Below are 12,866 nucleotides of genomic sequence, written 5' to 3'. Positions count from 1 at the left end.
CGCACAAAACAAAAGCGCCGCTTCCCGGGAAGCGGCGCCCAAAAAAAACGCGCTGTCGACGACTTAGTTGAAGGTGTCGATCTCAGCCGACTCGTAGCTCGTGACTTCCATGCCGACGCAGATCTCGGACACGACGGGAGCGGACCAGGCCATGATTTCCTCCGGTTAAATGCAAGCAGTGGGATCAGGGACCGCGCGGTCCGGAGCTGCTAGCCCCGGGCCACGCGCGGTTCACCGACGGGCGTCTTAGTTGAAGGTGTCGATCTCGGCCGACTCGTAGCTCGTGACTTCCATGCCGACGCAGATCTCGGACACGATCGGGGCAGACCAAGCCATGGCGTTTCTCCTCGTTGTTGGTGAGAGGCATATAGGCAATATCTTGGACGCAATACAAGTGAGCACAACACTTATATTTCTCATAGGGACCGCTGATGCCGCCAAGCGACACCCGCCCGCGGCCCTCCCCCGGACGGGGCGGATCGTCCGATCCGGGAGGGCTTTCGGCTTGACGGCGTTTTCGCGGGAGCGCACGACGCAGCCGCGCGACATCGTCCCCGGCGAGGTTGCGCTCCCCTTCAGCAGCGACCCGCGAAGCGACGTGCCCGACCGATCGTGCCTGCCGTGCCCGGCCACGCGCCGTCGTCCCGCCTGAGCCGCTGAGAGGCCTGGCCGCGGGGCGACCGGCGCCGCGGCCGGCCACGGCCTTGACCCAGGATGACCGGCGCCGCGTCGCCTCGTAACCACGAGGCGAGGCCATGAACGAGATCGCCCCCTTCGACACCCGCGTCGACCCGTCCGTGCTGGCCGCGCGGCTCTCGGACGAACGCGCCCCCGACATCGTGGAGAAGCTCAACGACGAGGCCCCAGAGGTCGCCGCCGCGATCCTGCTCGGCCTGCCGATGGATCGGGCGGTGGAGGTGCTCGACCAGCCGGAGCTCGACTGCGCCGCCGACATCATCGAGATGTTGCCGCGGGATCGGGTCGCCGCCTACCTGTCGGGCATGTCGGCCGACCGGGTCACCGACGTGTTCCGGGAGATCGAGGAGCCCGGCCGGTCCGACCTGCGCGCGCGCCTCGACGCCGAGACCCGCGGCGCCGTGGACCGGCTCTCGGCCTACGGCGAGGAGACGGTCGGCTCGCTGATGACCACCGAGTTCGTCACAGTTCCTGGGACCTGGACGGTGGGCCAGACCCTGGAGCACATCCGCCATGTCGAGAAGACCCGCGAGACCATCTACGCGATCTTCGTGCTCGACCCGCGCACCCGTGCGCTGACCAAGGCGGTGCCCCTGCGCCGGCTGATCTCGGGGGATCCGAACGACAACGTGCTCAGCGTCGCGCCGGGCCGGCGGCCGCTCGCCGTCTCGCCGACCGCGAGTCGCGAGGAGGCGGCCCGGCTCATCTCCAAATACGACCTCCTTGCGCTGCCTGTGGTCGACGCGGTCGGCCACGTGATCGGCATCGTCACCGTCGACGACATGATCGACGCCATGATCGAGAAGCAGACCCAGGACGTGCAGCGCTTCGGCGGCATGGAGGCGCTGCCCGAGCCCTACATGGACATCGGCTTCTTCACGATGATCCGGAAACGCGCCGGCTGGCTGTGTGCCCTGTTCCTCTCAGAGATGCTCACCGCCTCGGCCATGCAGGGTTTCGAGGGCGAGCTGGAGAAGGCGATCGTCCTGACGCTGTTCATCCCCTTGATCATGAGCTCGGGGGGCAATTCCGGCTCGCAGGCGACCTCGCTGCTGATCCGGGCGTTGGCCCTCCACCAGATCCACCTGCGCGACTGGTGGCGGGTCGCGTTGCGGGAGCTTCCGACCGGTATCTTCCTCGGGTCGATCCTCGGGGTGATCGCGGTGATCCGGATCGTCGCCTGGCAGAAGCTCGGCCTGTACGATTACGGCGAGCACTGGCCGCTGGTCGCCGCGACGGTCGGCGCGGCGCTGGTCGGGATCGTGACGTTCGGTTCGCTTTCGGGCTCGATGCTGCCGTTCCTGCTCCAGCGCGTCGGCTTCGATCCGGCCACCGCGTCGGCGCCGTTCGTGGCGACGCTAGTCGATGTGACGGGGCTCGTCATCTACTTCTCGGTGGCGCTCCTGATCCTGCGCGGGACGTTGCTGTAGGCGCTCGCACTCGAGAACCGTGCCACTCCTTCCCCCGCAAAGGGGGGGCGAGGGCGTGCGCGCGGCTTTCCTCAGCCCAATACAGCCCCGGCCAGCCGCTTCCGCTGGACCTTGCCGTTCGCCGTGCGCGGCAGCGCGTCGAGGAAGCGGATCTCCCGCGGACGCTTGTAGGCGGCGAGCCGCTCGGCGCACCACGCGAGCAGCGCCTCGGCATCGGGCTCGGCCTCCGGCTGCAGCACCACGAACGCGCAGATCACCGACACGTCCGCGCGTACCGGCAGCTCGGCCACGCCGACCTCGGCGACCGACGGGTGGGCCGACAGCACCGCCTCCACCTCGTTGGGCGAGACCCGGTAGCCCATCGCCTTCATCAGGTCGTTGTTGCGGCCCTCGAACCAGAGGTAGCCGTCCGGGTCGATCCGGGCGAGGTCGCCGCCCGCGAACCAGTCGCCGCGCATCACCTCGGCCTCTTCTTCGGGGCGGTTCCAGTAGCCGAGCATCAGGGCGGGCTCGGATCGGTGGACGGCCAGGAGCCCGGTCGCGTTCGCCGGCAGCGGCACGGGCTCGCCCTCCGGAGGCAGGATCGCCACGCGCCGCCCGGGCTGCGGCTTGCCGGGCGAGCCGGGACGGACCGGAATCGTCGGGCCGCTTGAGATGTAGGTCGAGATCTCGCTCATCCCGAGCGCCTCGTAGAGCGGCTTTCCGGTGGCCCGCGTCCAGGCGTCGAGCAGCTCCACCGAGAGCGGTTCGCCGGCCGTGCAGCCGTGGCGCAGGCTCGACAGATCATGGGCCTCGAGGGCGCCGTACTTCAGGATCTGGCGGTACAGGGTCGGGACCGCGGCGAACAGCGTGGCACCGTGCCGGGCGATGAGACGCGGCCAGACGGCGGGATCGCGCGGGCCGTTGTAGAGCACCGCGGTCGCGCCCACCGACCACGGGTCGCTCAAGCCCACGCCCAGCGTGTAGGTCCAGTTCATGGTGCCGGCATGCAGCATCACGTCGGACTCGGTGAGTCCGAGCCAGTGATCGAGCATCGGCCGCCGGCCATAGGCGGCGCGGTGGGCGTGGAGCACGCCCTTCGGCCGGCTGGTGGTGCCAGAGGTGTAGATCAGCATCGCCGGGTCGTCGGCCGCGGTGTCGGCGTAGTCGGGCAGGGGCGGCCCGAGCTTCAGCGCGGCGACCGCCGCTGCATCCAGGAGCAGGCGGCCGCCCAGGGCGTCCGACCCCACCGTGCAGCCGCTGCCGATCACCACCGCGGCGGCGCCGGAATTCTCCATCAGAAACGCCGCCTCGCCCTCGGTGAGCTGCGGCGAGGACGGCAGCGCCACGAGGCCGGCCGCCAGCGCGCCGAAATACACCAGGACGTAATCGGCCTCGTTGCCCATCCGGATCATCACCCGGTCGCCGCGGTTGAGGCCGAGCCCGAGCAATCCCGCCGCGATGGCGCGCACCGCCCGCTCGACCTCCCCGAAGGTGAGGCGCGCCTCGCTGTCGTCGCCGACCATGATCAGCGCGGTCTTGTCGGGACGCAGGCGGGCGTTCTCGGCGAGGCCGTAGCGGGCCGCGTTGAACCGCGCCGGCGGATGGCGGTCGTTGGACAGGCTGTCGGGCACCGGGCGCTTCCCCACATTCGGGCTTTTGGCCGGGTGTCCCGCCTGCGCGCCCGGCCGTCAACCGCGGATGGAGATCGGCCCCCCGGGCCGTCCCGATCAGGTCCGCCGCTGCGCTTGGCCCTCCTGCTCCTCGAAGCCCTTGAGCATCTTGTCGAGGGTGAGGGGGTATTCCCGCACGCGGATCCCGGTGGCGTTGTGGATCGCGTTCGCCAGCGACGCGCCGGCACCGCAGATCCCGAGTTCGCCGAGCCCCTTGCTCTTCAGCGGATTGGTCTTGTCGTCGAGTTCCGGCAGGAACACCGCATCGATCATCGGGATGTCGGCGTGCACGGGCACGTGATACTCGGCCATGTCGTGGTTCACGAAGTAGCTGTGGCGCGGATCGACCACGGCATCCTCCATCAAGGCGGCGCCGACCCCGAAGGTCATGCCGCCGATCGCTTGGCTGCGGGCGGTCTTGGCATTCAGGATGCGCCCGCCGGTGAAGACGCCGAGCATCCGCCGCAGCCGGATCTCGCCGGTGTCGACATCGACCCCGACCTCGGCGAAATGCGCGCCGTAGGAATATTGCGAGAACTTCTTCTTCATCTCCCCGGGCTTGATCTCGCCCGAGGCTTCCAGACCCGGACCCGCGAGGTCGGCGAGCGACACCGTCCGGCCTCCCGCGGTGACGGCCCCGTCGCGGAAGGTGGCGCCCTCCGGGTTGAGGCCTCCGACCTTCAGCAACGCCTGCCGGAGGTTGTCGCAGGCGACGTAGAGCGCCGAGCCCGCCGAGGCGGCACCGAACGAGCCGCCGGACCCCGACGCGTAGGGAAAGGCGGTGTCGCCGATCTCCACCCGCACGCGCTCCGGCGGAAGCCCCAGCATCTCGCCGGCGATCTGGGTGAGGATCGTGTAGGTGCCGGTGCCGGGATCGGTCATCGCCATTCGGACGACCAGCACCCCGTCCGGCCCGAACCGCACCGAGGCGGAGGACGGCATCAGCGGGTTGAGGCGGGCGGCGGCCGACATGCCCATGCCGACCAGCCAGTTGCCCTCGCGCCGGCTGCCCGCCGCCTGACGCTTGTCCCAGCCGAACAGGCGCGCGCCCTCGCGCATGCAGGGGACGAGCTGGCGGGTGGAGAACGGCACCTTGTTCTCGGGATCCTCGGCCGGCTCGTTGCGGATCCGCAATTCGACCGGATCGATCTTCAGTCGTTCGGCCAGCTCGTCCATGGCACACTCGAAGGCGAGCTGCCCCACGGCCTCGCCCGGCGCGCGCATCGACGAGGCGATCGGCATGTTCAGGTTCACGAGCCTGTGGCGCGTGACGCGGTTCTGCGCCGCGTAGAGCGAGCGGGTGACGTTGGCCGAGGTCTCGAAGAAGCCGTCGCCTTCCGCCGTGTCGGACCACGATTCGTGGCCGATCGCCGAGAGCCGGCCCTCCTGGTCGGCGCCGAGCCGGATCCGCTGGATCGTGTCGGTCCGGTGGGTCGCCACGTGGAATTCCTGCTGGCGGGTGAGCGCGACCTTCACGGGCCGCCGGATCACCTTCGAGGCCAGGATCGCCAGGGTCGCCTCCGGCTGGACCTGGAGCTTCGCGCCGAAGCCGCCCCCGATATAGGGGCTGACGATCCGCACCTTCTCGGGCGGCAGCTTGAGCACCGAGCCCAGCGCCTTCTGGCCGCGGTTCGGCATCTGGTTGGCCGTGTGCAGCACGACGCCGTCACCCTCCCAGGAGGCGATCGTGGCGTGCGGCTCCATCTGGGCGTGGATCTGGTTCGGCGTGACGTATTCCACGTCGAGCTTCACCGGCGCCGCCGCGAAGGCCGCATCGAAATCCCCGAGCTTCGAATCCGGAGGCGAGTTGACCGGCTTCGGCTCGTAGGCCGACGCGAGCGCGTCCTTGAGCCGGCCCTTGGGCGTCTTGGCGTCGTACTGGACCTTCACCAGCATCGCGGCCGCCCGGGCCTGCTCGAAGGTCTCGGCCACCACGAAGGCGACGGGCTGTCCGTAGAACTTGACGTCGGTGCCCTGGAGCTGCGGCCAGACCTGCTCCTTCTTCTCGCCCTGTTCGGGCACGTTCTCGTGGGTCAGGACCAGAAGGGTCCCCGGCGCCCGCCGGGCCGCATCCGCGTCGATGGCGCGGATGGTGCCCGACGCGATGGTCGCGGTCACGACGAACCCGTAGGCGGGATTCTGCAGCGCCCGGGTCTCGTAGGCGTAGGGCGCGCGGCCCGTGACCTTGAGCTTGCCCTCGACCCGGCTCAACGGCTTGCCGACGAGGCCGTCGGGACGCTCGTCCAGCGGCGTCCGGCCGATCGGCTGGTTCATCTCCATGGGACGGTCCTTGATCGGGAGGGCTACGCGCGGGTCGCCTGCGCCACGACGGCGCGCAGGGTCCGCCGCGTCAGCGGGATCTTGAAGTCGTTGCTGCCGTAGCCGCGGGCACCCTGCAGCACGGCGTCGGCGGCGGCGTCGGCGGAACCGGTCCGAACCAGCGCCGCCTCGGCCTCGGCCACCCGCCAGGGCTTGTGCGCCAGGCCGCCAAAGGCCAGCCGCGCGGCCTGCGGCTTGCCGCCTTCGGCTCCGGCGATCACCGCCGCCACCGACACGGTCGCGAAGGCGTAGGAGGCCCGGTCGCGCACCTTGCGGTAGATGTGCAGGCCCGCCACCGGCTTCGGCAGGGTCACGGCCGTGATGATCTCGCCCTTGCGGAGCGTGGTCTCGATCTGGGGCGTGTCGCCGGGCAGCGTGTGGAAATCGGCGATCGGGATCGTCCGCGCCTGCCCGTTCGGATCCAGCGTCTCGACGGTGGCGTCGAGGGCGCGCATGGCCACCGCCATGTCGGACGGATTGGTGGCGATGCAGGAGTCGCTTGCGCCGACCACCGCCATGATGCGGTTGAACCCGCCGATCGCCGCGCAGCCCGACCCCGGCTCGCGCTTGTTGCACGGCATCGCCGTGTCGTAGAAATAGTAGCAGCGCGTCCGCTGGAGCAGGTTGCCGGCGGTGGTCGCCTTGTTGCGAAGCTGGCCCGAGGCGCCCGCCAGCAGCGCCTTCGCCAGCACGGCGTAGTCCTTCCGCACGCGCGGCTCGGCGGCGAGGTCGGAATTGCGCACCAGCGCGCCGATCCGCAGGCCGCCGTCCGCTGTGGGTTCGACCGCGTTCAGAGGCAGGCGGTTGACGTCGATCAGCGTCGCCGGAGTCTCGATCTGGAGCTTCATCAGGTCGAGAAGGTTGGTCCCGCCCGCGATGAACTTCGCGTTGGGGCGCTCCGCCGCGAGCCTTGCGGCGTCCTGAACCGTGGCGGGACGCTCGTAGGTGAAAGCCTTCATCTCCGCCCCCTCAGAGGTTGCTGGCGGCGGTGTCGCGGATCGCCGCGACGATGTTCGGGTAGGCGGCGCAGCGACAGATGTTGCCGCTCATCCGCTCGCGGATCTCGGCGTCGCTCAGAGCCGGGGTCGACGCGACATCCTCGGTGACGTGGCTCGGCCAACCCGCCTTGACCTCGCTCAGCATGCCGACCGACGAGCAGATCTGGCCCGGCGTGCAGTAGCCGCACTGGAAGCCGTCATGCTCCAGGAACGCCGCCTGCATCGGATGGAGCTGGTCGCCGGAGGCAAGTCCCTCGATGGTGGTGATCTGGTCGCCCTCGTGCATCGCGGCCAGGGTCAGGCAGGAATTGATCCGCCGGCCATCGACCAGCACCGTGCAGGCGCCGCACTGGCCGTGGTCGCAGCCCTTCTTGGTGCCGGTGAGCGCCAGATGCTCGCGCAGGGCGTCGAGGAGCGTGGTGCGCGTGTCGAGCACGAGGTCCTGGTCCTGCCCGTTGATGGTGAGCCGCACCGGCAGGGTCTGCGGGGCGGGATCGCCCGGCGCCGCCGCGGCGGGGGTAGCGCGGAACCCGAGGGCTCCCAGAACGCCCGCCGCGGCGGCGCCCTCCACCACGGCGCGCCGCGTCACGGCGAACGGCGTCTTCGGAATCACGTCGGTCATGCTGTCATCCCGCTCGTGCGCGGTGCGCCGGACGCACGTCGCAGCCTGGAATCTGGTGCGCCAACGCCCGGCCCGGCGGATTAGATCCGGTCCAGACTGCGCCCGTTCAGCGCGGTTGCGGATCGCGCAAGACGCTCGGCGGCGTCCGACGGAACCGTTCGAACGTCGTGGGACGCCCGGGGCCGGCCTTGTCCGGCGGTGCCGCCGGTCCACCTGAGGGCTGAAAAACGCCCTCGGAGCCTCATCGCATGGCCGCGACCGTCCCGACCCTCGCCCTCAATGACGGGCGCCGCATCCCCCAGATCGGTTACGGCTGCTGGCAGCTCTCCGACGCGGAGGCACCGGACCTCGTCGGCCGCGCGCTCCAAGCCGGCTACCGCCTGATCGACACCGCGGCGGCTTATGGCAACGAGGCGGGGGTCGGCCGCGCGATCCGCGACGCGCAGGTCCCGCGGGAGGAGATCGTCGTCACAACCAAGCTCTGGAACGACCGCCAGGGCCGCGACGAGGCCCGGCGTGCCTTCGACGAGAGCCTGAAGCGCCTCGGCCTGCCTTACGTCGACCTCTACCTGATCCACTGGCCCTGCCCGCAGCGGCGCCTGTTCGTCGAGACTTGGCGGACGCTGATCCAGGTCCGCGAAGACGGGCGGGCCAAGTCGATCGGCGTCTCCAACTTCACGGCCGAGCATATCGCCACGCTGGTCGGCGAGACGGGAGTGACGCCCGCGGTGAACCAGATCGAGCTGCACCCGCATTTCCAGCGGAGCGGGCCCCGGGCCGACGATGCGCGTCTCGGGATCGTGACCGAGGCGTGGAGTCCCCTGGGTCAGGGCAAGGAGCTGAACGACCCGGCGGTCGTCGCCATCGCGGAGGCGCACGGCAAGACGCCGGCCCAGGTGGTCCTGCGTTGGCAGATGCAGATCGGCTGCGTGGCGATCCCGAAGACGGCGCGGCCCGCGCGCATCCTGGAGAACATCGCCCTGTCCGACTTCGAGCTCCGTGCCGACGAGATGGCCCAAATGGCCGCCCTCGACCGGCCCGACGGCCGGATCGGCCCGGACCCGGCGACCTTCTGCTGAGCAGCCGGCCGCCGCGCCGCTTGTGGCAGCGCACCATAACACCGCACCGCAAAAGATTTATGCTCACAGCTAGCATATCTGGACAGACCGCTTCGGCCCCCATAAGTTAGACGGCACAATGCTCAAACTGAGCATAATGGAGGACGCCATGGCGTCGACCGTGTCACCCGTCTCCCGCGTGCCTGTCCCGGGCCTGCCGCTGCCGGATCTCTACGCCCGGGTGAGCCGGCACGTTCCGGCGATCGAATGGCCGGCGCTCGCCCCGGACATCGAGGCGATCCTGCGTCTGAAGCGGGAGCGCAATGCCGTGATCCTGGCGCACAACTATCAGGCGCCGGAGATCTTCCACACGGTGGCCGACATCGTCGGCGACAGCCTCGCGCTGGCCCGCGAAGCGGTGACGGTCGATGCCGACGTGATCGTGCTGGCCGGCGTTCACTTCATGGCGGAGACGGCCAAGCTACTGAATCCGGCCAAGACCGTGCTGATCCCCGACATGGGCGCGGGCTGCTCGCTGGCCGATTCGATCACCGCGGCGGACGTGCGCGCCCTGCGGGCCAAATATCCGGGCGTGCCGATCGTGACCTACGTGAACACGTCGGCCGCCGTGAAGGCCGAGTCGGATCTGTGCTGCACCTCCGGCAACGCCGTCGCGGTGGTGAAGTCGCTGAACGCGCCCCGGGTGCTGATGATCCCGGACGAGTTCCTGGCCCAGAACGTCCAGGCCGAGATCCCGGAGGTCGAGATCCTGACCTGGGCCGGTCACTGCGAGGTTCACGAGCGCTTCACCCCGGCCGACATCCGCGATGTCCGCGACAGCTACCCCGGCGTCACGGTGATCGCGCATCCCGAATGCCCGCCGGACGTGGTGGCCGAGTCGGATTTCTCCGGCTCGACCGCGATGATGATGGACTTCGTCCTCCAGAAGCGCCCGAGCCAGGTCGTCCTGGTGACCGAGTGCTCGATGGCCGACAACATCGCGGCCGCGAACCCGGACATCGAGTTCATCAAGCCCTGCAACATGTGCCCGCACATGAAGCGGATGAGCCTGAAGAATATCCGCCGCGCCCTGGAGACGATGACCCACGAGGTCACGGTCGATCCGGCGCTCGCCGACCGCGCCCGGGCGGCGGTCGAGCGCATGCTGCTGGTGCGCTAGCCATGAACGCCATCGCTCCGAACATGGCCGACCGCATCGTCGTGGTCGGCGGCGGCGTCGCCGGCCTCAGCGTCGCGCTGCGCCTCGCGCCCCGTCCGGTGACCCTGATCACCGCCTCGGCGCTCGGCCTCGGGACCGCCACCGGCTGGGCGCAGGGCGGCATCGCCGCGGCGGTCGGCGGCGACGACGCTGCCGACTTCCACGCCGCCGACACCGAGGCGGCCGGCGCCGGGCTCACCGAGCCCGACGTGGCGCTGCGGGTCGCCCGGGAGGGGCCCGGGCTGATCGACTGGCTGGTGCGGATCGGCGTGCCGTTCGACCGCACCGACGACGGGGCGCTCGCCCTCGGCCTGGAGGCCGCGCACGGCCGCCGCCGGATCGTCCGCTCCGGCGGTGACGCCACCGGCGCGCGGGTCCTCGAAGGGCTGGTGCGGGCGGTGCTGGCCACGCCCACCGTCGAGGTCGTGGAGGCGAGGGCCTGCGACCTGTTGCGGGACGCCCACGGCTCCGTCGCGGGGATCGTGGCCGAGCGCGACGGCGCCCGTTTCCGCATCCCGGCCCGGGCCGTGGTGCTGGCCACCGGCGGCGTCGGCGCCGTCTATGCGGCGACCACCAACCCGCCCGGCGCCCTCGGCCGGGGGCTGGCGCTGGCCGCCCGGGCCGGCGCGGTGCTGCGCGACATGGAGTTCGTGCAGTTCCACCCGACCGCCATCGCGGCCGGCGCCGACCCGATGCCCCTCGCCACCGAGGCCTTGCGCGGCGAGGGCGCCCGCCTGATCGACGAGACCGGCGCCCCCGTGATGGCCGGCATCGCGGGCGGCGATCTCGCCCCGCGCGACGTGGTCGCGCGCGGCATCTTCCAGGCGCTCCAGCGGGGTCGCACGGTCTTCCTCGACGCCCGCGGGGCGCTCGGGACCGCGATGCCGCGACGCTTCCCGACGGTGGCAGGCCTCTGCGCCGCCGCCGGCATCGACCCGGCCGTGCAGCCGATCCCGGTCCGTCCGGCGGCGCACTACCACATGGGCGGCGTGAAGGTGGACGCCCACGGCGCCACCTCGGTGCCCGGCCTCTACGCCTGCGGCGAGGTCTCCTCGACGGGCCTGCACGGCGCCAACCGCCTCGCCAGCAACTCCCTGCTGGAAGGGCTCGCCTACGCCCGCTTCATCGCCGACGGGCTGGACGCGCCGCCGCCGTCCGCCATCCTGCCCCAGGTCGCGGCCGCGCGCCCGACCGGCGACCTGCCGGCGATCCGGGCGCTGATGGAGGGCCGGGTCGGCGTCGTGCGCGACGCGGCCGGGCTCGCCGGGGCGGTCGCCGCCCTGACGCCCCGGGCGGAGACCTGCGACGCGGCCCTGGTGGCCCTGATGATCGCCCGCGGGGCGCTGGCCCGGGAGGAGAGCCGCGGCGCCCACTGGCGCAGCGACTTCCCCCACACCGCCCCGGCCACGCACACCGAGACGACGCTGGCCGACCTGAACGCCGCGCTCCGCGCGGTCCCGTCCGCCGAGGAGGCGCTGACGCCATGACCCCCGCAGCGACGCACTCGGTCCTGTCCGAAGAGATCCTGCCCCTGCCGCGGCTCCTGGTCGAGCCGGTGGTGCGCGCCGCCCTGCTCGAGGATCTCGGCCGGGCCGGCGACATCACCACCGACGCCATCGTGCCGCCGGGCGCGCGCATGCGCGGCGTGATCGCCTCCCGCCAAGACGGCGTCATCTCCGGCACCGACGCCGCCGCCATCGCCTTCGCGCTGGTCGACCCGGCGGTCGCCGTGACGGTCGAGCGCGGCGACGGCGCCCGGGTGGCGCCGGGGGACGTGGTCCTGCGGCTCGACGGGCCGGCCCGCGCGATCCTCACCGCCGAGCGGGTCGCCCTGAACCTGCTGTGCCGGATGTCGGGCGTCGCCACCGCCACCCACGGGCTGGTGGAGGCGGCACGTCCGCACGGCAAGGCGTCGATCGTCTGCACCCGCAAGACCACGCCGGGCCTGCGCGCCCTGGAGAAGCACGCGGTCCGGGCCGGCGGCGGCTCGAACCACAGGTTCGGCCTCGACGATGCGGTGCTGATCAAGGACAACCATGTCGCCGTCGCGGGCGGCATCGTGCCGGCGATCGCGCGTGCCCGGGCGCGCGCCGGCCATCTGGTCAAGATCGAGTGCGAGGTCGACAGCCTGGAGCAGCTGGCCGAAGCGCTGTCGGTGGGGATCGACGCGGTTCTCCTCGACAATATGGGTCCCGACCTGCTCGCCCGGGCGGTGGCGATGATCGACGGCCGCGCCCTGTCCGAGGCGTCGGGCCGGATCACCCGCGAGACCGTCGGGGCGGTGGCGGCCTCGGGCGTCGACCTGATCTCCTGCGGCTGGATCACCCACTCGGCGGCGATCATCGATCTGGGGCTGGACGCCGCCTGAGCGTCGAGCTGCGGCATGGCCGTCATCCCCGCGCCTGAGGCGTCCGTCGCGCGGCAGGTCGGCACGATGCTGTGGATCGGAGATCGCCGCTTGAGCGGGCTTCGAGGGTCATCACGATCGGGTGACAAGTCTTTGTCATCGGCGCTGCGTAGACGCCTGCAGTCTATCGCCGCGCGGCCGACGCGCTAAGGTTTCGCCCAACAGCGACGCCATCCACCGGACCTGCCCGTGAGCCAAGCCCTGCACCCTGCAGCTGCCCCGGCGGTCGATCTCCCAGCGGCGCCGGTGGCGCGCAAGCCCGGCGCGGTCCGGCACGGGCCCGGCGCCGCGCTGATGCTGGGCGCGCTGGGCGTCGTGTACGGGGACATCGGCACGAGCCCGCTCTACGCGTTCAAGGAGGCGGTGAAGGCGGCGACCGCCGGCGGCGCCTCGGTCCCGGCGGCGGCCACGGGGGCGGTGTCGCTGATCCTGTGGTCGTTGATCCTGATCGTGTCGTTGAAATAT

12 protein-coding genes are annotated in these 12,866 nt (G+C 71.2%); 6 read left to right on the top strand and 6 right to left on the bottom strand.

From position 1 onward, the window contains the following. Positions 1-63: 63 nt before the first annotated feature. Together pqqA (MKL01_RS29730) and pqqA (MKL01_RS29725) are read right to left on the bottom strand one after the other, a co-directional pair. Entirely contained in the window at positions 64-153 is a 90-nt protein-coding gene (gene pqqA, locus MKL01_RS29730) for a pyrroloquinoline quinone precursor peptide PqqA (protein WP_007559225.1), read from the bottom strand. A 93-nt stretch (positions 154-246) separates the two neighbouring features. Further along, positions 247-336, bottom strand: a complete 90-nt coding sequence (pqqA, locus tag MKL01_RS29725; protein WP_007559223.1) for a pyrroloquinoline quinone precursor peptide PqqA — start codon at positions 334-336, stop codon at positions 247-249. A 419-nt stretch (positions 337-755) separates the two neighbouring features. On the opposite strand from pqqA (MKL01_RS29725), the gene mgtE reads away from it, so the two are divergent. Next, positions 756-2,126: a magnesium transporter gene (mgtE, locus tag MKL01_RS29720; RefSeq protein WP_243908782.1), complete on the top strand. Its 1,371-nt coding sequence runs from the start codon at positions 756-758 to the stop codon at positions 2,124-2,126. Between the two features lie 71 nt (positions 2,127-2,197). Here mgtE and MKL01_RS29715 read toward each other — a convergent pair whose 3' ends face one another. The 4 genes from MKL01_RS29715 to paoA form a co-directional block, all read right to left on the bottom strand. Beyond that, positions 2,198-3,739, bottom strand: coding sequence for a class I adenylate-forming enzyme family protein (locus MKL01_RS29715; RefSeq protein WP_243908781.1), 1,542 nt, complete (start codon positions 3,737-3,739; stop codon positions 2,198-2,200). Positions 3,740-3,835: 96 nt separating this feature from the next. Next, on the bottom strand, positions 3,836-6,058 hold the full coding sequence (locus MKL01_RS29710; RefSeq protein ID WP_243908780.1) for a xanthine dehydrogenase family protein molybdopterin-binding subunit: 2,223 nt from the start codon (positions 6,056-6,058) through the stop codon (positions 3,836-3,838). A 23-nt stretch (positions 6,059-6,081) separates the two neighbouring features. Next, on the bottom strand, positions 6,082-7,056 hold the full coding sequence (locus MKL01_RS29705) for an FAD binding domain-containing protein (RefSeq protein WP_243908779.1): 975 nt from the start codon (positions 7,054-7,056) through the stop codon (positions 6,082-6,084). A gap of 10 nt (positions 7,057-7,066) precedes the next feature. After that, positions 7,067-7,717, bottom strand: a complete 651-nt coding sequence (gene paoA / locus MKL01_RS29700; protein WP_243908778.1) for an aldehyde dehydrogenase iron-sulfur subunit PaoA — start codon at positions 7,715-7,717, stop codon at positions 7,067-7,069. Between the two features lie 248 nt (positions 7,718-7,965). Between paoA and MKL01_RS29695 the strand changes: the two genes are divergently transcribed. The 5 genes from MKL01_RS29695 to MKL01_RS29675 all read left to right on the top strand — a co-directional run. Beyond that, positions 7,966-8,796, top strand: coding sequence for an aldo/keto reductase (locus MKL01_RS29695; protein ID WP_243908777.1), 831 nt, complete (start codon positions 7,966-7,968; stop codon positions 8,794-8,796). Between the two features lie 148 nt (positions 8,797-8,944). After that, entirely contained in the window at positions 8,945-9,955 is a 1,011-nt protein-coding gene (nadA, locus tag MKL01_RS29690) for a quinolinate synthase NadA (RefSeq protein ID WP_243908776.1), read from the top strand. A 2-nt stretch (positions 9,956-9,957) separates the two neighbouring features. Beyond that, entirely contained in the window at positions 9,958-11,481 is a 1,524-nt protein-coding gene (locus tag MKL01_RS29685) for an L-aspartate oxidase (RefSeq protein ID WP_243908775.1), read from the top strand. Then, positions 11,478-12,362 carry a carboxylating nicotinate-nucleotide diphosphorylase gene (gene nadC, locus MKL01_RS29680; protein WP_243908774.1) on the top strand — a complete coding sequence of 295 codons (885 nt, stop codon included), beginning with the start codon at positions 11,478-11,480 and terminating at the stop codon, positions 12,360-12,362. Before MKL01_RS29685 ends, nadC begins: the two co-directional genes overlap by 4 nt. Before the next feature lie 285 nt (positions 12,363-12,647). After that, the coding region (locus MKL01_RS29675; protein ID WP_243908826.1) for a KUP/HAK/KT family potassium transporter at positions 12,648-12,866 on the top strand (219 nt) is incomplete at its 3' end.

It is taken from the genome of Methylobacterium sp. J-070 (genome assembly GCF_022829385.1).
Lineage (GTDB): Bacteria > Pseudomonadota > Alphaproteobacteria > Rhizobiales > Beijerinckiaceae > Methylobacterium.
This window is presented reverse-complemented; position numbering and strand designations above follow the sequence as displayed.

What these genes read in the sequence shown, in the direction of transcription:
- pqqA (WP_007559225.1), bottom strand. Translation starts at nt 153, where the DNA reads ATGGCCTGGTCCGCTCCCGTCGTGTCCGAGATCTGCGTCGGCATGGAA.
- pqqA (WP_007559223.1), bottom strand. Translation starts at nt 336, where the DNA reads ATGGCTTGGTCTGCCCCGATCGTGTCCGAGATCTGCGTCGGCATGGAA.
- nadA (WP_243908776.1), top strand. Translation starts at nt 8,945, where the DNA reads ATGGCGTCGACCGTGTCACCCGTCTCCCGCGTGCCTGTCCCGGGCCTG.
- MKL01_RS29710 (WP_243908780.1), bottom strand. Translation starts at nt 6,058, where the DNA reads ATGGAGATGAACCAGCCGATCGGCCGGACGCCGCTGGACGAGCGTCCC.
- paoA (WP_243908778.1), bottom strand. Translation starts at nt 7,717, where the DNA reads ATGACCGACGTGATTCCGAAGACGCCGTTCGCCGTGACGCGGCGCGCC.
- nadC (WP_243908774.1), top strand. Translation starts at nt 11,478, where the DNA reads ATGACCCCCGCAGCGACGCACTCGGTCCTGTCCGAAGAGATCCTGCCC.
- mgtE (WP_243908782.1), top strand. Translation starts at nt 756, where the DNA reads ATGAACGAGATCGCCCCCTTCGACACCCGCGTCGACCCGTCCGTGCTG.
- MKL01_RS29685 (WP_243908775.1), top strand. Translation starts at nt 9,958, where the DNA reads ATGAACGCCATCGCTCCGAACATGGCCGACCGCATCGTCGTGGTCGGC.
- MKL01_RS29705 (WP_243908779.1), bottom strand. Translation starts at nt 7,056, where the DNA reads ATGAAGGCTTTCACCTACGAGCGTCCCGCCACGGTTCAGGACGCCGCA.
- MKL01_RS29695 (WP_243908777.1), top strand. Translation starts at nt 7,966, where the DNA reads ATGGCCGCGACCGTCCCGACCCTCGCCCTCAATGACGGGCGCCGCATC.